Origin of the sequence: Sphingomonas sp. CCH9-F2 (assembly GCF_001556735.1) — a bacterium.
Taxonomy (GTDB): domain Bacteria; phylum Pseudomonadota; class Alphaproteobacteria; order Sphingomonadales; family Sphingomonadaceae; genus Sphingomonas; species Sphingomonas ginsenosidimutans.
On record NZ_LSJO01000648.1, the window covers coordinates 1 to 19,040 of the forward strand.

Annotated in this window: 18 protein-coding genes; 9 read left to right on the plus strand and 9 right to left on the minus strand. The window is 70.0% G+C overall.

The window, feature by feature from the left end:
• The first annotated feature begins 148 nt into the window (after positions 1-148).
• The 3 genes from AX685_RS21280 to AX685_RS18360 all read left to right on the plus strand — a co-directional run bounded on the left by AX685_RS21280 (position 149) and on the right by AX685_RS18360 (position 2,263).
• Positions 149-469 carry a YraN family protein gene (locus tag AX685_RS21280; protein ID WP_082741083.1) on the plus strand — a complete coding sequence of 107 codons (321 nt, stop codon included), beginning with the start codon at positions 149-151 and terminating at the stop codon, positions 467-469.
• Between the two features lie 32 nt (positions 470-501).
• Complete coding sequence (gene gshB, locus AX685_RS18355) at positions 502-1,467, plus strand: glutathione synthase (protein WP_066491241.1); 966 nt, start codon at positions 502-504, stop codon at positions 1,465-1,467.
• A gap of 193 nt (positions 1,468-1,660) precedes the next feature.
• A complete protein-coding gene (locus AX685_RS18360; protein ID WP_066491242.1) occupies positions 1,661-2,263 on the plus strand; it encodes a DedA family protein in 603 nt (200 codons plus the stop codon).
• Here AX685_RS18360 and AX685_RS18365 read toward each other — a convergent pair.
• Positions 2,260-3,141 carry a tyrosine-type recombinase/integrase gene (locus tag AX685_RS18365; protein ID WP_066491270.1) on the minus strand — a complete coding sequence of 294 codons (882 nt, stop codon included), beginning with the start codon at positions 3,139-3,141 and terminating at the stop codon, positions 2,260-2,262. The two genes, AX685_RS18360 and AX685_RS18365, sit on opposite strands and share 4 nt — an antisense overlap.
• 105 nt (positions 3,142-3,246) lie before the next feature.
• On the opposite strand from AX685_RS18365, the gene AX685_RS18370 reads away from it, so the two are divergent.
• The 3 genes from AX685_RS18370 to map all read left to right on the plus strand — a co-directional run bounded on the left by AX685_RS18370 (position 3,247) and on the right by map (position 7,740).
• The gene (locus tag AX685_RS18370) at positions 3,247-4,713 is read left to right on the plus strand and encodes a diguanylate cyclase domain-containing protein (RefSeq protein ID WP_066491244.1); all 1,467 of its coding nucleotides are present in this window, start codon (positions 3,247-3,249) and stop codon (positions 4,711-4,713) included.
• Between the two features lie 62 nt (positions 4,714-4,775).
• Positions 4,776-6,947, plus strand: coding sequence for a primosomal protein N' (locus AX685_RS18375; RefSeq protein ID WP_066491247.1), 2,172 nt, complete (start codon positions 4,776-4,778; stop codon positions 6,945-6,947).
• Between the two features lie 25 nt (positions 6,948-6,972).
• Positions 6,973-7,740: a type I methionyl aminopeptidase gene (gene map / locus AX685_RS18380; RefSeq protein WP_066491248.1), complete on the plus strand. Its 768-nt coding sequence runs from the start codon at positions 6,973-6,975 to the stop codon at positions 7,738-7,740.
• Between the two features lie 108 nt (positions 7,741-7,848).
• On the opposite strand, the gene AX685_RS18385 is transcribed toward map, so the two are convergent.
• The 7 genes from AX685_RS18385 to AX685_RS18415 form a co-directional block, all read right to left on the minus strand.
• Positions 7,849-8,100 (minus strand): ATP synthase F1 subunit epsilon, encoded by a 252-nt coding sequence (locus AX685_RS18385; RefSeq protein WP_066491255.1) that lies wholly within the window; start codon positions 8,098-8,100, stop codon positions 7,849-7,851.
• 52 nt (positions 8,101-8,152) lie between these two features.
• The gene (atpD, locus tag AX685_RS18390; protein WP_066491260.1) at positions 8,153-9,631 is read right to left on the minus strand and encodes a F0F1 ATP synthase subunit beta; all 1,479 of its coding nucleotides are present in this window, start codon (positions 9,629-9,631) and stop codon (positions 8,153-8,155) included.
• Complete coding sequence (locus AX685_RS18395) at positions 9,631-10,269, minus strand: hypothetical protein (RefSeq protein ID WP_066491263.1); 639 nt, start codon at positions 10,267-10,269, stop codon at positions 9,631-9,633. The genes atpD and AX685_RS18395 overlap by 1 nt, the downstream gene beginning before the upstream one ends.
• The gene (locus AX685_RS18400) at positions 10,266-11,144 is read right to left on the minus strand and encodes a F0F1 ATP synthase subunit gamma (protein WP_066491265.1); all 879 of its coding nucleotides are present in this window, start codon (positions 11,142-11,144) and stop codon (positions 10,266-10,268) included. The genes AX685_RS18395 and AX685_RS18400 overlap by 4 nt, the downstream gene beginning before the upstream one ends.
• Positions 11,145-11,266: 122 nt before the next feature.
• Positions 11,267-12,796 (minus strand): F0F1 ATP synthase subunit alpha, encoded by a 1,530-nt coding sequence (gene atpA / locus AX685_RS18405; protein ID WP_066491266.1) that lies wholly within the window; start codon positions 12,794-12,796, stop codon positions 11,267-11,269.
• Between the two features lie 4 nt (positions 12,797-12,800).
• Positions 12,801-13,370, minus strand: coding sequence for a F0F1 ATP synthase subunit delta (locus AX685_RS18410; protein WP_066491272.1), 570 nt, complete (start codon positions 13,368-13,370; stop codon positions 12,801-12,803).
• A gap of 144 nt (positions 13,371-13,514) precedes the next feature.
• A complete protein-coding gene (locus AX685_RS18415; protein WP_156445920.1) occupies positions 13,515-14,303 on the minus strand; it encodes an enoyl-CoA hydratase in 789 nt (262 codons plus the stop codon).
• An 87-nt stretch (positions 14,304-14,390) separates the two neighbouring features.
• Here AX685_RS18415 and AX685_RS18420 point away from each other — a divergent pair, with 87 nt between their 5' ends.
• The 3 genes from AX685_RS18420 to AX685_RS18430 all read left to right on the plus strand — a co-directional run bounded on the left by AX685_RS18420 (position 14,391) and on the right by AX685_RS18430 (position 18,290).
• The gene (locus AX685_RS18420; protein WP_066491267.1) at positions 14,391-15,236 is read left to right on the plus strand and encodes an Ada metal-binding domain-containing protein; all 846 of its coding nucleotides are present in this window, start codon (positions 14,391-14,393) and stop codon (positions 15,234-15,236) included.
• A 61-nt stretch (positions 15,237-15,297) separates the two neighbouring features.
• Positions 15,298-16,845 (plus strand): CpaF family protein, encoded by a 1,548-nt coding sequence (locus tag AX685_RS18425; protein ID WP_176484824.1) that lies wholly within the window; start codon positions 15,298-15,300, stop codon positions 16,843-16,845.
• Positions 16,846-17,102: 257 nt separating this feature from the next.
• Complete coding sequence (locus AX685_RS18430; RefSeq protein WP_231792294.1) at positions 17,103-18,290, plus strand: retropepsin-like aspartic protease; 1,188 nt, start codon at positions 17,103-17,105, stop codon at positions 18,288-18,290.
• Positions 18,291-18,299: 9 nt separating this feature from the next.
• Here AX685_RS18430 and AX685_RS18435 read toward each other — a convergent pair.
• On the minus strand, positions 18,300-19,040 hold a 741-nt coding region (locus tag AX685_RS18435), incomplete at its 5' end, for an NAD(P)H-dependent flavin oxidoreductase (protein WP_066491268.1).

Genomic DNA, 19,040 nt, shown 5'->3' on the forward strand with positions numbered 1-19,040 from the left:
GCGGAAACGCCGCCCGCCGCCACGCCGCCGACGCCGGTGCTGGCCGCGATCGTGCCGCCGGTGCTGCCGCGCGCCATCCGCACCGCGCGCAACGACGCGCCCGCCACGCCCACGGACATGCCGGTCGCCGTCACGCCGGAGGCGGCCGCTGCCACCCCCGACGACGCCCCGCGCGCGGACGCGGCGGTCGAGGATCGACCAGCCCTTCAGCCGCAGCCACCACGCCGGGGAGGTCGACCTGATCGCCAAGCGCGGCGCGCTAATCGCCTTCGTCGAGGTCAAGAGCCGTGCCACCGCCGCCGAGCTGGATCATGCGATCGACCATCGCCGCCTCGCCCGCGTCGCCGCCGCGGCGGAGGTACTGATGCCGCGCTACGCCACCGCGGGGGAGGATATCCGCGTCGACGTCATCCTCCTCGCCCCGCGCACCCCGCCGCGGCATATCGAGAATGCGTGGATCGGCTACTGACAGCGCCGCCCCGCCCGCCTACATCCCCGCGCATGACCCGGAAGCTCACCGTCGCCGTCCAGATGGACCCGCTCGCCACGATCAACATCGCAGGCGATTCGACCTTCGCGCTGATGCTGTCGGCGCAGGCACGCGGGCACCGGCTGTTCCACTACACCGCGGAGGATCTCAACTGGTCCGACGGCCTGTTGTGGACCCGCGCGCATCCGGTCACCGTCCAGCGCGTCGTCGGCGACCATTTCCGCTTCGGCGATCCGGTCAGCCTCGATCTGGGGGCGGAGGCGGACGTGGTGCTGATGCGGCAGGATCCACCCTTCGACCTGGGCTATATCACCGCCACGCACCTCTTGGAGCGGATCGCCGACCGGACATTGGTGGTCAACGATCCGGCCAGCGTGCGCAACGCGCCCGAAAAGGTCTTCGTCCTCGACTATGCGCATTTCATGCCGCCGACGCTGGTGACGCGCAGCCTGGACGAGGCGCGCGCCTTCCTGAAGCAGCATGGCGCGATCGTAGTGAAGCCGCTCCACGGCAACGGCGGCAAGGCGATCTTCCGCGTCGGTTCGGAGGGCGAGAACCTGTCCGCGCTGATCGAGGTGTTCAACCAGACGTGGCGCGAACCGCATATGGTGCAGGCGTTCCTGCCCGACGTGGCGAAGGGCGACAAGCGCATCGTGCTGGTCGACGGCGAGGTCGCCGGCGCGATCAACCGCCTGCCGGGCGAGGGCGAGATCCGCAGCAACCTGGCGGTCGGCGGATCGGCGGAAAAGACCGAGCTGACCGACCGCGAACGCGCGATCTGCGCCGAACTGGGGCCGGAGCTGAAGCGCCGCGGGCTGATCTTCGTCGGCATCGACGTGATCGGCGGCGAATGGCTGACCGAGATCAACGTCACCTCCCCTACCGGTATCGTCGCGATCGAGCGGTTCGACGGCACCGACGTCGCCGGCCTCATCTGGGACGCGATCGACCGCAGGCTGGCGGAACGCGCCGCCTGACCGGCGGTTGGGGCCGGATGACGGGCGCTTCACGTTCCTTCCCCACCCCGTTCGTGCCGAGGAGGCATCGAGCGAAGCCGAGATGCCGTCTCGAAGCACAGCCACGGCGCATACCCTTCGAGACGGGGCTTCGACAGGTTCAGCCCCTCCTCGGGGCGAACGGCGGAGGAAGCCCGTCGCCCCGCTGGCGCCCATGACCGACTTCATCATCAACTGGATCGTCTGGGGCGGCTATATCGGCATCTTCCTGCTGATGGCCCTGGAAAACGTCGTGCCACCGATCCCGTCGGAGGTCATCATGGGGCTGGGCGGGATCGCGGTAGCGCGCGGTGAGATGGAGATGCTGCCGCTGCTGCTGTGGGGAACCGCCGGCACCACCGCCGGCAATGTGTTCTGGTACGAGATCGGGCGGCGGCTCGGCTATGCGCGCTTCCGCCCGTTCGTCGAACGGCACGGCCGCTGGCTGACGCTGGAATGGGACGATGTCGAGCGGGTACGCACCTTCTTCCACCGCCACGGCGGCTGGGTGATCTTCGTGTTCCGCTTCATGCCGACGTTCCGCACGCTCATCTCGCTGCCCGCCGGGATGGCGGGGATGCGGCTGTGGCCGTTCCTGGCGACGACCTTCGCCGGCAGCATTATCTGGAACGGGGTGCTGGCGGGCGCGGGCTATGTCCTGGGCAGCCGCTATGCCGATCTCGACCGTTATGTCGGCCCCGCCGGGATCGCGCTGACGGTGCTGGCGATCGGCTACTACTTCTACCGCGTCGTCACCTGGCAACCGCGCGGAGACTAGGCGCGCGGATGCGCCGCGCGATAGACGTCCAGCAGATGCGCCGCGTCCACTGCCGTATAGACCTGCGTCGAGCTGAGGCTGGCATGGCCGAGCAACTCCTGCAACGCGCGCAGGTCGGCGCCGCGGCCCAGCAGATGGGTCGCGAAACTGTGGCGTAGCGCATGCGGGGTCGTGCGTTCGGACAGGCCCAGCCGCGCTCGCGCCGCGCGCACCTTCACCCGCACCACCCCGGGGGACAGCGGCCCCCCGCGCACCCCGCGGAACAGCGATGCGTCGGGGGCGACCGGCCAGGGCGTGCGTGCGGCATAATCGGCGATTGCGTCGCGCACCGCCGGCAGCAGCGGCACGATCCGCGTCTTGGCACGCTTGCCCGTTACCGCGATCGTCTCGCCCAGTGGCAGTACCGCGCCGGTCAGCGCCAGCGCCTCGCCGATGCGCAGCCCCGCACCGTACAGCAGCAGCAGCAGCGCCCAGTCGCGCGCCGCCACCCACGGCTCGTCGCTCTCGTCCGCGACCTCCTGCGCCAGCGCGACCGCCTCCGCCGGGGCGACCGGGCGCGGCACCCCCGCCTTGACGCGCGGCCCGCGCAGCACCGGCGCGCTGCCCGCCCCGTTCGCCCAGTACAGGAACGCGCGCACCGCCGACAGCTCGCGCGCAGCGGAACTGTTGCCCAGCCCGCCGCGCCGCCGCGCCGCCAGATAGGCGCGCAGGTCCGCGGCGGTCACATCCGCCAGCGCCGCGCGCTCCACCGGCCCGCCCCAATGCTCGGACAGGAACGCCAGCAACCGCTCGGTCGTCGCGCGATACGCCCGCACCGTATGTTCCGACCGCCGCCGGTCGCGCGCGAGGTGGATGCTCCACTGAAGCGCCAGCGGCATCGCTGGCGGCAGGGGCGCGCCGGCGTCCGCGCGATCGACATCCTGCGTCATGATCCTCCGGGCCCTGGGACGGAATGTTAACGCCAACCGGTACAGGATGGCGCGATGGATAGCACGCCTGCGGACTCACGCGATCACGACATCGAACGCGAGGAGCGGCGGCTGGCCGCGCTCCATTCGCTCGAACTGCTCGGCGCCGCGCCCGAACAGGCGTTCGATGCGCTGGTCGCGCTCGCGGCCCGGATGCTCGACTGCCCGATCGCGCTGCTCAACCTCGTCGATCGCGACCGTTTATGGGTCGCCGCCGGGACGGTCGCCGGCCCGCGCGAGTTCCGCCGCGATGTGGCAATGTGCGACCGCACGATCCGGGGGCAGGGACCGGTGGTCATCGACGACCTGTCGCAGGACGGCGTCTATCGTAACAGCCCGCTGGTCACCGATGCCGGCTATCGCTTTTACGCCGGGACACCGCTGCACCTGCGCGACGATGCCGGGGTACGCCAGCCGATCGGGACGCTGTGCGTGATCGATTCGGTCTGCCACCGGATCAGCCCCGCCGCGCGGGAGGCGCTGGCGCATCTGGCGACGCTGGCGGAGGCGCTGCTGGAGGGCCGCCGAACCGCCTTGCGCGCGATCGAGTTCGCGAAGGAGAGCGAGCGGCTGCTGCGCGACCTTGCGCGCAAAGATCGCATCTTCCGCAATGTGGAACGGATCGCGTCGATCGGATCGTGGCATCTGTCGCTGATCGACGACCGGATACATTGGTCGGACAACACCTATACGCTGCACGGCCTGCCGCTGGGACAGCAGCCGGCCCGTGAACATTCGTTCGACTTCTACCCACCGCAGGATCGCGAACAGGTGCGCCGCACCTTGCAGCGCACGCTGTGGGACGGCTCCCCGTTCGATATCGAAAGCGACTTCATCACCGCGCGCGGCCACCGCCGCCGCGTCCGCTCGATGGGGGAAGCGGAGATCGTGGACGGGCGCGTCACCGGGGTGATCGGCGTGTTCCAGGACGTCACCGTGCGCCACGAACTGGAGACGCGGCTGCGTCGCCTCGCCAGCACCGACGCGCTCACCGGCCTTGCGAATCGCGCGTCGTTCGACGCGACGCTGGAACAGGCGATGGCATTGGCGCACGGGAAGGACGGCGTCGCCCTGATGCTGGTGCTGATCGACCTGGACGGGTTCAAGGCGATCAACGACACGCTGGGCCATGATGCCGGCGACGAGGTGCTGCGGATGACCGGCGCCGCACTGTCGCAGCCGTGGCTGCGTGGCAGCCTGGCCGCGCGCATCGGCGGCGACGAATTCGCGCTGATCGTCGACGATCCGGCGCTGCTCGCCGACCCGGAGGCGCTGCGCCTGCGGATCGACGACGCGCTGCGCATCCCGGTCGGCTCCGCCGGACTGACGATGATCAGCGGCGGATCGGTGGGGATCGCGGTGTTCGATACCGAATTCGGCTCGCCGCGCGATTTCGTCCGCCGCGCCGACGCGCTGCTCTACGCCGCCAAGCACCGCCGCCGCGACCGCCGCCATCTGCGCATCCGCTCTGACGCCGCCTGACGCGGACCAGGGCGCAGGCGGCGGGTTTTGCACCGCTCGCCGCGCTCCCATATGGGACGGCAATGTCTTCCCGCGCGCGTGTCCTGGTCCTCAATTCGGCGCTCGGCCCGCTCGACTATCGCGTGCCGCACGGCATGGTGGTGGAGCCGGGGTCGATCGTCGTCGCCCCGCTGGGGCCGCGCCAGCTGACCGGCGTCGCGTGGGAGGCGGAGCGGATGCCCTCCGATGCGGAGGTCGGCGACAATCGCCTGCGCAACCTGCTGGCGGTCGCCGACGTGCCGCCGCTGCGCGCGCCGCTGCGCCGGCTGATCGAATGGACCGCCGATTACTATCTCGCGCCGCCTGCCGCGGTGGTCCGCATGGCGCTGTCGTCGAATGCCGCGCTGGAAGGATCGCGCACCGCCACCGAATATCGTGCGACCGGCCACGTCCCCGATCGCCTCACCCCGCAGCGCGCGCAGGCGCTGGAGCGGATCGGCGAGCGGCAGGGGCTGATCCGCGAGCTGGCGACGATCGCGGAGGTCAGCGACGCCGTGATCCGCGGGCTGGTGAAGGCCGGCGCGATCGAGGCGGTGGAGGTCGATATCGACAGCCCCTTTCCCGTCCCCGACCCCGATCACGCCCCCCCGCAGCTGTCCGACGATCAGCGCGCCGCCGCCGACACCTTGTCCGCCGGGGTCGCTGCCGCCGCCTTCGCGCCGACGCTGCTCGACGGCGTGACCGGATCGGGCAAGACCGAGGTCTATTTCGAGGCGGTCGCCACCGCGCTGCGCAGTCGCCGGCAGGTGCTGGTGCTGCTGCCCGAAATCGCGCTGACCGAACCGTTCCTGAAGCGGTTCCACGACCGCTTCGGGTGCGAGCCGGTGGCGTGGCATTCCGGCCTGCGCTCCACCCAGCGCCGCCGCGCGTGGCGCGCCATCGCCGGCGGGGAGGCGCGCGTCACCGTCGGCGCGCGCTCCGCGCTGTTCCTGCCCTATGCCGACCTGGGCCTGATCGTCATCGACGAGGCGCACGAAACCAGCTTCAAGCAGGAGGATGGGGTCCATTACCATGCGCGCGACGTCGCGGTGATGCGCGCCAAGTTCGAACGCTGCCCGGTGATCCTGGCCAGCGCGACGCCCGCGATCGAAACCCGTCATCAGGTCGCGCTCGGCCATTATGCCGAGGTGAAGCTCCCCGGCCGCTACGGTGCGGCGCAATTGCCGACGATCGCGGCGATCGACCTGATCGCCGAACCGCCCGAGCGCGGCCGCTGGATCAGCCCGCGGCTGGTCGCCGCGCTGGGCGAGACGCTGGAGCGCGGCGAACAGTCGTTGCTGTTCCTCAACCGTCGCGGCTATGCCCCGCTCACCCTGTGCCGCACCTGCGGGCATCGCTTCCAGTGCCCGAACTGCACCGCCTGGATGGTCGAACACCGACTGACCCGCCGGCTCGCCTGCCATCATTGCGGGCATGTCGAGCCGGTCCCGCGGCTGTGCCCGGAATGCCAGAACGAGGATACGTTGGTCGCCTGCGGCCCCGGCGTGGAGCGGATCGCGGACGAGGTCGCGGCGCTCTTCCCTGAGGCGCGCACCGCGGTGGTGACGTCGGACACGATCTGGTCGCCCGCGCGCGCCGCCGACTTCGTCGCGCGGATGGAGGAAGGCGCGATCGACATCGTCGTCGGTACGCAATTGGTGACCAAGGGCTATCATTTCCCCAACCTGACATTGGTCGGCGTGATCGACGCCGATCTGGGGCTGGACGGCGGCGACCTGCGCGCCGCGGAACGCACCTTCCAGCAGATCCGCCAGGTATCGGGGCGCGCGGGCCGCGGGGCGAAGCCCGGCCATGTCTTCATCCAGACGCACAGCCCCAGGGCCGCGGTGATGCAGGCGCTGGTCACCGGCGATGCCGACGCCTTCTACGCTGCCGAGACCGAGGCGCGCCGCGATGCCGACGCGCCGCCGTTCGGCCGTTACGCCGCGATCATCGTGTCGAGCGAGGATCAGCCCGCTGCGCTGGAAACCGCCCGCGCGGTCGGGCGCAGCGCCCCGCGCATCGAGGGCATGGAGGTGTACGGCCCCGCCCCCGCGCCGCTGGCGATGCTGCGCGGGCGCCACCGCTACCGCCTGCTGGTCCACGCCCGCCGCGCGCTGGACGTGCAGGACGTGATCCGCGACTGGCTGGGCGCGCTCGACTGGCCCGCCAAGGTCCGCGTCGCGGTCGACGTCGATCCCTACAGCTTCCTGTGACATCGTGCAGAAGGTAACCCAACCCATGGTCAAGACGCCCGACGAACTGGCGCTGATGCGCATCTCCGGGCGGCTGCTGGCGCAGGTGTTCGAGATGCTCGACACGATCGACCTGGCCGGGCGCTCGACGCTGGAGGTCAACGATCTGGTCGAACGCTTCATCACCGACGATCTCGCCGCCCGCCCCGCCAGCAAGGGGCAGTACGGCTTCGCCTATGTCCTCAATTCGTCGATCAACAACGTCGTTTGCCACGGCGTCCCCGATGCCGGCGTCGTCATCCGCGACGGCGATATCGTGAATCTCGACATCACGCTGGAAAAGAACGGGTTCATCGCCGATTCCAGCAAGACCTATGTCGTCGGCGCCGCCCCGCCCGCCGCGCGGCGGCTGGTGCGCGTCACGCAGGAGGCGTTGTGGAAGGGGATCGCGCAGGTGCGGCCCGGCGCGCGGCTGGGCGACATCGGCTTCGCGATCGAGCGCCATGCGAAGAAGAACGGCTATTCGGTGGTCCGCGACTATTGCGGCCACGGCATCGGCCGCGACATGCACGAGGAGCCGCAGGTGCTGCACTTCGGCCGCGCGGGCACCGGCGTCGAACTGCGCGAGGGGATGACCTTCACGATCGAGCCGATGCTCAACCAGGGCACCCGCCGCGTGGTGGGGGAAGATGACGGTTGGACCGTCGTCACCGCGGACGGGAAGCTGTCCGCGCAGTTCGAACACACCGTCGCGGTCACCGCGCGCGGGGTGGAGGTACTGACCCTGCGCACCGGCGAACGCGCCGCGGCCTGAGCGGTCGGATCGCGGGACGGCGGCGGGCGCCGGTTGCTGCCCCCCGACAGCGAAACGGGCGCCCCGCACCGCGGGACGCCCGTCATCGATCCCGTCCGGGACGCCGCGTCAGCCGGCGTGTTCGGCCAGGACGGTCAGCCCGCGCGCATTGACCTCGGCGAAGCCGCCGCGGATCGCGATCGTCTCGGGCGCGCCGCCTTGCGTCTTCTGCACCAGCACGTCGCCGTCGCGGATCGTCGACATGAACGGCGCATGGCCCTCCAGCACCGCGAAATCGCCGTCGGCACCCGGCACGGTGACCATATAGACCTCGTCCGAGCGGACCAGGCGTTCGGGAGTGACCAGTTCGAAGTGCAGCATATCTCTACCTCAACAGCCCCTCCCGGTAAGGGAGGGGCTTCACGCGAAAGGCTTACGCCTCCTGCGCCATCTTCTCGGCCTTGGCGACGGCTTCGTCGATCCCGCCGACCATGTAGAAGGCGCTTTCCGGCAGGTGATCGTATTCGCCGTTCACCACCGCCTTGAAGCTGCGAATCGTGTCCTCGATCTGCACGAACTTGCCCGCGATGCCGGTGAACACCTCGGCGACGTGGAACGGCTGCGACAGAAAGCGCTGGATCTTGCGCGCGCGCTGGACGGTCAGCTTGTCCTCCTCGGACAGCTCGTCCATGCCCAGGATGGCGATGATGTCCTGCAGTGCCTTGTACTTCTGCAGGATCGCCTGGACCGCACGGGCGGTTTCATAATGATCCTGGCCGACGATGCGCGGCTCCAGCACGCGGCTGGTCGAGTCGAGCGGATCGACCGCCGGGTAGATGCCCAGCTCGGAAATCGCGCGGTTCAGCACGGTCGTCGCGTCAAGGTGCGCGAACGACGTCGCCGGCGCCGGGTCGGTCAGGTCGTCCGCGGGGACGTACACCGCCTGCACCGAGGTGATCGACCCCTTGTTGGTGGAGGTGATGCGCTCCTGCAACGCGCCCATGTCGGTCGACAGCGTCGGCTGGTAACCCACCGCCGACGGGATGCGGCCCAGCAGCGCCGACACTTCCGCGCCCGCCTGCGTGAAGCGGAAGATGTTGTCGACGAAGAACAGCACGTCCTGCCCTTCCTGGTCGCGGAAATATTCCGCGATGGCGAGGCCCGACAGCGCGACGCGCGCACGCGCCCCCGGCGGCTCGTTCATCTGGCCGTAGACGAGCGCGACCTTCGACCCCTCGCTGATCGCCTTGCCGTCGGCGTCCTTGGCGATGACGCCCGCGTCGAGGAATTCGTGGTACAGGTCGTTACCCTCGCGGGTCCGCTCACCCACGCCCGCGAACACCGACGTGCCGCCATGGCCCTTGGCGATGTTGTTGATCAGTTCCTGGATCAGCACGGTCTTGCCGACGCCCGCGCCGCCGAACAGGCCGATCTTGCCGCCCTTGGCGTAGGGCGCGAGCAGGTCGATCACCTTGATGCCCGTCACCAGGATCGCGCTTTCGGTCGACTGGTCGACGAATTCCGGCGCCTTGGCGTGGATCGGCGCGCGCAGGTCGGTGGCGATCGGGCCGCGCTCGTCGATCGGCTCGCCGACGACGTTCATAATGCGGCCCAGCGTCGCGGGGCCGACCGGCATCTGGATCTGCGCGCCGGTGTCGGTGACGGTCTGGCCGCGGGTCAGCCCCTCGGTCGAATCCATCGCGATCGTGCGGACGGTGTTCTCGCCCAGATGCTGCGCTACCTCGAGCACCAGCCGCTGACCGTTGTTCTCGGTCTCCAGCGCCGACAGGATCGCGGGCAGTTGGGTGCCGAACTGCACGTCGACGACGGCGCCGATCACCTGCGCGATACGGCCCACATTGTTGCTGCCCGAGCCGGTGGCCGGACGGATGTCTTCAGCGGCGGTTGCCATCACATGCTTCCTTGGTTCGTCTGCCCCGATATAGACGCGGAGCGGGTGAAGGTCACGGCCGTCAGCCGCTCCTTGGGGGTGGTGGTACGGGTAACGCGATAATCCGCGCCGCCCTTCAGCTGGCCGGACAGCGGCTTCTGCCCGTGGATCGCCTTGGTGACGGTGTCGCCGCCAGTCACGCCCAGCTGCGCCAGCGCCTGCGCGATCCACTGTTCGAACTGGTCGCGCGCCTGCTGGTCGTTCGACGCGGCCGGTTCGTGCAGCGTGAAGGCCAGCGTGTCGATCCGCGCGCGCGTGCCGCTGGCGACGAAATCAGCGACGACGACGTCACGGGCCGACGGATCGGTCAGCGGCGTCGGTACCGCGCGCGATTCCCATGTTGTGCCCGCCTGACGATAGGCGCCGGGGCGCAGGCCGATCCGGCCGAACAGATCGATCGCGGTCGCCGGAGTGGTGAACACGCCCGCCCAGCTGCCGCCGGCCAGCTTCGGCCCGTCCCAGGTCGCCGATGCGGTCGGCGCGGGCGCGACGGCATTGCCCGCCACGGCATTGGCGCGCGCGTCGTCACCCGCCCCGGACGGCGAACAGCCCGCCGCGGTGATCGCGATCGCCAGGCCGGACAGGGCGCGTCGGATCACAGCGCCTCCGCGCCCGAGATAATCTCGACCAGCTCGGTCGTGATCGCCGCCTGGCGGGCGCGATTGTACTGGATGCTCAGCCGCTTGATCATGTCGCCGGCGTTGCGCGTGGCGTTATCCATCGCGGTCATGCGGCTGCCCTGTTCCGATGCGGCATTTTCCAGCAGCGCGCGGAAGATCTGGATCGCCACGTTGCGCGGCAACAGGTCGGCCAGGATCGCTTCCTCGCTCGGCTCATAGGCCACCGTGGCGTCGCCGCTGTTGGCCAGCTTCGGCGCGGCGCCCGCGGGGATCGCCACCGGGATGATCTGCTGCGCGACCGGCTCCTGCACCAGCGCCGACTGGAACCGGGCGTAGAACAGATGCGCGACGTCGAATTCGCCCGCCTCGAACCGCGCGATCAGGTCGTCGGCGATGCCCTTGGCATGGTCGAACCCGGCGACCTTCATCTCCGACAGGTCGCGGTCGACCGCGATCCCCTTGGGGTAGAAGCGGCGCAGCACGCGGCCCTTCTTGCCCGCCAGATAGAAGACGACGGTCTTGCCCGCAGCTTCCAGCTCCTCGGCCTTGCGGCGCGCGGCGCGCACGATGTTGGTGTTGAACGCGCCCGCCAGCCCGCGCTCGGACGTGGCGACGACCAGCATGTGGACCTGGTCCTTGCCCGTTCCCGCCATCAGCGGCGATGCGCCGACCCCGACGTTCTTCGCCAGGCTGGCGACCACCGCCTCCAGCCGCTCGGCATAGGGGCGCCCGGCGACCGCCGCCTCCTGCGCACGGCGCAGCTTGGCGGCGGCGACCATCTTCATCGCCTTGGTGATCTTCTGCGTCGACTTCACCGAGCCGATGCGGATCTTGAGGGCTTTCAGTGACGCCATGCTCTTCTTCTTGCTCCCTCTCCCCTCCGGGGAGAGGGTTGGGGTGAGGGGTTGTCACGAGCGGTGCCGCGTGGGGCGGCCCCTCTCCCAACCCTCTCCCCGGCGGGGAGAGGGCCAAATGATTACGCGAACGTCTTAGCGAATTCGTCCAGCGCCGCCTTGAGCTGCGCCTCGGTGTCCTTGCCCAGTTCGCGCGTGTCGCGGATCGCGGTCAGCACGCCGGCGTGGCGATCGCGCAGGAACGCCAGCATCGCCGCTTCGTAACGGGTCACGTCGGCGACCGGCACGCTGTCGATATAGCCGTTGGTACCGGCGTAGATCGACGCGGTCTGCTCCTCGAACGGCATCGGGTTGAACTGCGGCTGCTTGAGCAGCTCGGTCAGCCGCGCGCCGCGGTTCAGCAGCTTCTGCGTGGAGGCGTCGAGGTCCGATCCGAACTGCGCGAACGCGGCCATCTCGCGATACTGCGCCAGCTCCAGCTTGATCGAGCCGGACACCTTCTTCATCGCCTTGGTCTGCGCGGCCGAACCGACGCGGCTGACCGACAGGCCGACGTTGATCGCCGGGCGGATGCCGGCGAAGAACAGGTCGGTTTCCAGGAAGATCTGGCCGTCGGTGATCGAGATCACGTTGGTCGGGATGTACGCCGACACGTCGCCCGCCTGCGTCTCGATGATCGGCAGCGCGGTCAGCGAACCGTTGCCGTTGTCGTCGTTCATCTTCGCCGCGCGCTCCAGCAAGCGCGAGTGGAGATAGAAGACGTCGCCCGGATAGGCTTCGCGGCCCGGCGGACGGCGCAGCAGCAGCGACATCTGGCGATACGCCACCGCCTGCTTCGACAGATCGTCATAGACGATCACCGCGTGCATCGCATTGTCGCGGAAATATTCGCCCATCGCGCAGCCGGTGTACGGCGCCAGGAACTGCAGCGGCGCGGGGTCCGACGCGGTGGCGGCGACGACGATGGAATATTCCATCGCGCCGTTTTCCTCCAGCGTGCGGACCAGCTGCGCGACGGTCGAGCGCTTCTGCCCGACCGCGACGTAGATGCAGTACAGCTTCTTCGATTCGTCGCTGCCGGCGTTCGCCTGCTTCTGGTTGATGAACGTGTCGATCGCGACCGCCGACTTGCCGGTCTGACGGTCGCCGATGATCAGCTCACGCTGGCCGCGGCCGACCGGCACCAGCGCGTCGATCGCCTTCAGCCCGGTCTGCACCGGCTCGTGCACCGACTTGCGCGGGATGATGCCGGGCGCCTTCACCTCGACGCGGCTGCGCTTCTCGGCGACGATCGGCCCCTTGCCGTCGATCGGGTTGCCCAGCCCGTCCACGACGCGGCCCAGCAGGCCCTTGCCGACGGGGACGTCGACGATCGTGCCGGTGCGCTTGACGGTGTCGCCTTCCTTGATCTCGGCGTCGGAGCCGAAGATCACGACGCCGACATTGTCCGCCTCCAGGTTCAGCGCCATGCCCTGCACGCCGTTGGCGAATTCGACCATCTCGCCCGCCTGGACGTTGTCGAGGCCGTAGATGCGCGCGATGCCGTCGCCGACGCTCAGCACCTGGCCGGTTTCGCTCACTTCGGCCTCGGTGCCGAAATTGGCGATCTGGTCCTTGATGACCTTGGAGATTTCTGCGGCGCGGATATCCATTACGTCAGCCTTTCATCGCGCTGGCGAGCGCATTCAAACGGGTGCGGATCGACGAATCGATCATCTGGGAACCGATGCGGACGACCAGCCCGCCCAGGATCGCGGGATCGACCGTCAGGTCGACCGACACCTCGCGACCGACACGGCGGCGCAGCTGCTGCTTCAGCTCCTCAACCTGGTCGTCGGACAGCGGGTGGGCGCTGGTCACCTCCGCGGTGGTTTCGCCGCGGTGGCGCGCGGCCAGCGTGCGATAGGCGGCGATGACCTGCGGCAGCTGCGACAGGCGGCGGTTCTCCGCCAGCACCCCCAGGAAGCTCTTCGTCGTGGTGTCCAGCCTCAGCTGGTCGGCGGTGGCCAGCACCGCCTTCACCGCCTGCCCACGCGCCACCACCGGCGATGCGGTCAGCATACGGAAATCGGCCGATTCGGCCAGCGCCTGGCGCACGGCAGTCAGGCTTTCCTCGACTCGGTCGACGGCCTTGGCCTCCACCGCCAGATCGAACAGCGCACTCGCATAGCGGCCGCCCAGGCTGGCCTGAATGTTGCTGCCCTGATTACCGCTGGAGCTCTCCACGCGATTCACTTTCCTCGAAAACCCAAGGGTGTTGGCCCATGCGAAGGGATGGCGCGCGAAACGCACCTCGCTTGGGATGCCGGGCGCGTAGCAAAGGGGGGGCCGCTATGCAACCGGATGGACGGAAGCTTGTTCATCATCGCTTCATTGTGCCCGCCCGCGCGCCTGCACCGCCGCGCGCCGCGCCTCGACCGCCGCCGGCGTGACGCGCGCATTGGCCGCGGTCGACCGCTCCTCCTCCAGCGCCAGCGCCGCCGCGAACGGCAGCCCGAAGCCGTCGTCGATCAGCCGCTTGTAGTCCGCGATGAACGCCGCATCCGCCGATGCGATATCCGCCGCCAGCGCGATCGCGGCGGGCAGCAGCGCGTCGGGCGCGACCACGCGGTTGACCAGCCCCCAGCGTTCGGCGGTCGCCGCGTCCAGGAAATTGCCCGACAGCGACAGTTCCTTGGCGCGCGCCATGCCGATCAGCCGCGACAGCTTCTGGCTCAGCCCCCAGCCCGGCATCACGCCGACGCGCGCATGGGTATCGGCGAAGCGCGCGGTGTCGCTGGCGATCAACATGTCGCACGCCAGCGCGACCTCGAACCCGCCGGTGATCGCGACGCCGTTGATCGCGCCGATCACCGGCTTGCGGCATGATTCGATCGCGCGCACCGGATTGTCGGCGGGGCCGCTGGCATTGGCCGCGCCCAGCGCGCCGTCGACGCTGCCCAGTTCCTTGAGGTCCAGCCCGGCGGTGAACGCGCGCGTGCCGGCCCCCGTCAGCACGACGCAGCGGATCGCCGGGTCGGCATCCACCTGCCGCATCGCATCGTACAATGCCCCGCGCATCGCGACGGACAGCGCGTTCATCGCCTCCGGCCGGTTGAGCCTGACGATCGCGACGCCGTCGCCCACCGCATCGATCAGCACGGGCTGCGTGGCGCTCATCCTCTCTCGGCCTCCTGCCCCGCCGCTTGTCGTTTCGGGCGCAAGCCGCGGGATGGCCGGCGCGTCGCGATCGCATACATAAGCGTGATGAGCGACGCCACCTCCATCGCCGGCCTGACCCTGGACGAGGCATGGGACGCCTTCGCCCGCCGCGACCGGCGCCACGACGACCGCTTCGTCGTCGCGGTACGCACCACCGGCATCTATTGCCGGCCCAGCTGCGCCGCGCGCCGCCCGCGGCGCGAGAATGTGGAGATACTGGCCGACGCCGCCGCCGCCCGCGCGCGCGGCTATCGCGCGTGCCGGCGCTGCTGCCCCGATTCGATCGCGCGCGACCGCACGGCGGTGGCCGATGCGACCCGGCTGATCGCCGCCGCGCACGGTGCCCCGCCGCCGCTCGCCGCGCTGGCCGCTGCGGTCGGCTATGCCCCGCATCACTTCCTGCGCCTGTTCAAACGCGACACCGGGCTGACCCCGGCAGGCTATGCGCGCGCGCTGCGTGCCGCACGCGCGGCCGAGCGGCTGCGCGGCGCGGCCAGCGTCACCGACGCCATCTACGCCGCAGGCTATGCCGCCCCCAGCCGCTTCTACGCCGATGCCGCGCGGCTGGGCATGGCCCCCGCCACCTTCGCGGACGGCGGCGCGGGGGTGACGATCCACTGGTCGATCGTCGACACCGCGCCGGGGCCGCTGCTGGTCGCCACCACGCCGCGCGGGCTGTGCCATGCCGCATTGGACGGCGATGGCGGAGCCGCGCTGCGCGATCTGTTCCCCGCCGCGACGCTGGTCGCCGGGGACGAAGCGCACCGTCACTGGGCGTCCACGCTTGCGGAACGCGCCGCCGCGGAACGCCACGACCCCGCCTTGCCCGACGACGCCCGGCGGCTCGCCTTCGTGGAGGCGGTGCGGCGCGCCGCCGCGTCCGATGGTTAGGCAATTGTAAAGGCCTGCCGCTTACTCCCGTTCACCGAACCCAGGGAACGGAACAACGACGATGAGCGCGTTCGGACGGCGCAACGGCGGCATGGCGACGGGCGGGACCCGCACCGGATTCGGGGTCGCGCGCCCGATGCAGGGCGGGCAGCGGGCCGACACCCCGGCGCCTGCGCCCGCACCGTCGCTCGATCAGTTCCCGCCGCTCGATTCGCTCGCGCTGCGCCCCGACGATTCGCCCATCGATATCACGAACACCACGCCCCAGTCGCAGATCGACGCGATGCAGCGGCTGTCCGATCGCCAGAACGCCAGCGGCGAGGCCGGCAACAGCCGTGTCGAGGGGTTCGAGGCGTCGATCCACAAGATCAAGGAACAGGTGCTCCCGCGCCTGCTGGAGCGCGTCGATCCCGAAGCCGCCGCGACGCTGGGCAAGGACGAGCTGGCGGAGGAATTCCGCCCGATCATCGGCGAAGTGCTGGCCGAGCTGAAGCTGACGCTCAACCGCCGCGAACAGTTCGCGCTGGAAAAGGTGCTGGTCGACGAGCTGCTCGGGCTGGGACCGCTCGAGGAACTGCTCGCCGACCCCGACATCAGCGACATCATGGTCAACGGCCCCGAACAGACGTTCGTGGAGCGCAAGGGCAAGCTGGAACTGGCGCAGATCGCCTTCCGCGACGAGGAGCATCTGTTCCAGATCGCGCAGCGCATCTGCAACTCGGTCGGCCGCCGCGTCGACCAGACTACCCCGCTGGCCGACGCGCGCCTGAAGGACGGCAGCCGCGTCAACGTCATCGTGCCGCCGCTCAGCCTGCGCGGCACCGCCATCTCGATCCGTAAATTCTCCGCCAAGCCGATCACGCTCGACATGATGGCCGGGTTCGGCAGCATGTCGACCAAGATGGCCACCGCGCTGAAGATCGCGGGCGCGTGCCGCTTCAACGTCGTCATCTCGGGCGGCACCGGCTCGGGCAAGACGACGATGCTCAACGCGCTGTCGAAGATGATCGACCCGGGCGAGCGCGTGCTGACGATCGAGGATGCCGCCGAGCTTCGCCTGCAGCAGCCGCACTGGCTGCCGCTCGAAACCCGCCCCGCCAATCTGGAAGGTCAGGGCGAGATCTCGATCCGCGATCTCGTCAAGAACGCGCTGCGTATGCGCCCGGACCGCATCATCCTGGGCGAAATCCGTGGCTCCGAATGTTTCGACATGCTCGCCGCGATGAACACCGGCCACGACGGGTCGATGTGTACGCTCCACTCCAACTCCCCGCGCGAGGCGCTGGCGCGTATGGAGAACATGGTGATGATGTCGGACATCAAGGTGCCCAAGGAGGCGATCAGCCGCCAGATCGCCGATTCGGTCGACATGATCATCCAGGTGAAGCGCCTGCGCGACGGCAGCCGCCGCGTCACCAACATCACCGAGGTGATCGGCATGGAAGGCCCGGTGATCGTCACGCAGGAGCTGTTCAAGTTCGAATATCTGGACGAAAGCGCCGACGGGAAGATCATCGGCGAATATCGCTCGATGGGGCTGCGCCCGTACACGATCGACAAGGCCAAGCAGTTCGGCTTCGACCAGGCGTATCTGGAAGCCTGCCTGTAATCGCCTGATCCGGGCGCCAGGCTGCGCCACCTCCCCCGTCATGCCGGGCTTGTCCCGGCATCCACCGCGCCGCACATGCACAAGCGGCGGATGGTGCGGAACGGTGGATGCCGGAACGGGTCCGGCATGACGAACAGGACGTTCGGCCCGGGGTGTCGGTCATCGCGCACGATACGTCTGGCGATCGCCCCGCCCCGAAAACACGCACCCGCACGGCAACGGTTCAACCCGCCCGGGAAACGCTCTAGGACATTCGCGTGCCCGCCATCCTCCTGCCGCTGCTCCTCGCCGCCGCCGCCACCTCGCTTGCCACCGCCCCGTCGCGCGCGCCGGTCGATACGCTCGCGCCCAATGAGGAATCGCACTGGGTGCCGTTCGACCTGACGGCGGGCAACCAGATCCGCTTCACGATGACGCTGGGCGGGCGGCGCGTCACCGCGATCCTCGACACCGGGGTCAGCATGTCGGTGCTGTCGCGCGCCTATGCCACCGCCAACGATCTGCGCGTGACCGAGGAAGGGCGCGCCGACGTCATCGGCGGCACGCTGACGGTGGGCAAGACGCCGATCACGACGCTGACGCTGGGCGGGCTGACGCGGCGCGGCGGCGCACTGCTGATCGCGGACCTGCCCGCGGCGGCGACCGGCGGCGGGCATGACGGCGCGGCGGCGGTCGACCTGCTGGTCGGGCGCGACCTGACCGCACCCTATGCGCTCGACATCGACTATCAGGCGCGCCGGTTCCGGCTGCTGAAGAGCGGGCGGATGCCGTTCGCCGCGCCGTCGGCGCCGCTGTCGATCGCGCCCGACCGGCAATTGTACGTCACCACCGCCGCACTGGCGGGTCGCCCGCTACGCCCGATGGTGGTCGATACCGGCGACGGCGCGGCGGTGACCGTCGCGGCCCCCGCCTGGGCGGCAGCGGGCGGCCCGCCGGGGGCGACCACCACGATCTCCTACGGCCTCGCCGGCCCGGTGGTCAGCGACGTCGCGATCGTGCCCGTGCTGGCGATCGGGCAGGTCGCCGCACGCGACGTGGAGGTGCGGATCGAGGGCGCGGGCGGCTTTTCGGAGACGATCGGCACCGCCGGGCGGATCGGCTCGGGCTTCCTGCAACGCTATCGCGTGCTGCTCGATCCCGGCGCGGGGCACATGCTGCTGCGCGCCGAAAGCGCCGCGCGCACCCCCGACCGGTCGACCAGCGGGCTGCTGCTGGGGCTGGCGGGCAACCGGCTGAAGGTGCTCCACGTCATGCGCGGCGGCCCGGCGGCCGCGGCGGGCTGGCGTGAGGGCGACACGATCTGCGCGGTGGACGGCATTGCGGTCACCCCCGGCTATATCGGCACCCCGATGGCGCGCTGGCCGACCGGCACGCCCGGCCGCGCGGTGCAACTGGCGATGTGCGATGGCACGAAGCGCACCCTGACGCTGCGCCGCTTTTACTAGGACGCCGCGTCACGCGCCCGCCTGTACCGCCTCCCGCCACATCAACTCGATCAGCGCGGCCGCCGGCATCGCGCGGTGAAGCGGCGCGCCCTGACCGGCCCATTGCGCGCCGAAGCCGCCCTCGCCGGCCGCCTTCGCCGCGGCGTTCAGCGCCTTGCCCGCGTCATAGGCGATCGGATAATCGGGCGTCGCCGCCGACACCGTCTCGCCCCACCGGGTGAACAGATTGGGCAGGCAGCGCGCCGGCCGGCCCGAAATGGCGAGCGTCATGACCGTATGGTTCGCGCCCTCCCCGGCAAGCGCCGCGCGATAGGCCGCGTCGGCGCTGCTTTCGGGACAGGCGATGAACGCGGTGCCCAGCTGCGCCGCCGCCGCGCCCAGCGCCAGCACCGCCCGGATTCCGGCGCCGTCCATGATGCCGCCGGCGGCGACCACCGGCACGTCCGTTTCCCTGACCAGCAGCCTGGTGAGCGCGAGCGTGCCGAGCCGGTCGTCCGCCGCCGCCGGATCGAACATGCCGCGATGGCCGCCCGCTTCCCACCCCTGTGCGACGACGACGTCGATGCCCGCCGCCACGATCGCCCGCGCCTCGGCAAGGCTGGTCGCGGAGGCGAACAGGACGCAGCCCGCGCGCTTCAGCGCCGTAATCCGGCCGGGCTTCGGGATGCCGAAATGGAAGCTGACCACCGGCGGCGCCTCGTCGACCAGCATCGCCAGCATGTCGTCGTCATCGTCGAAACTGGTGTAGAT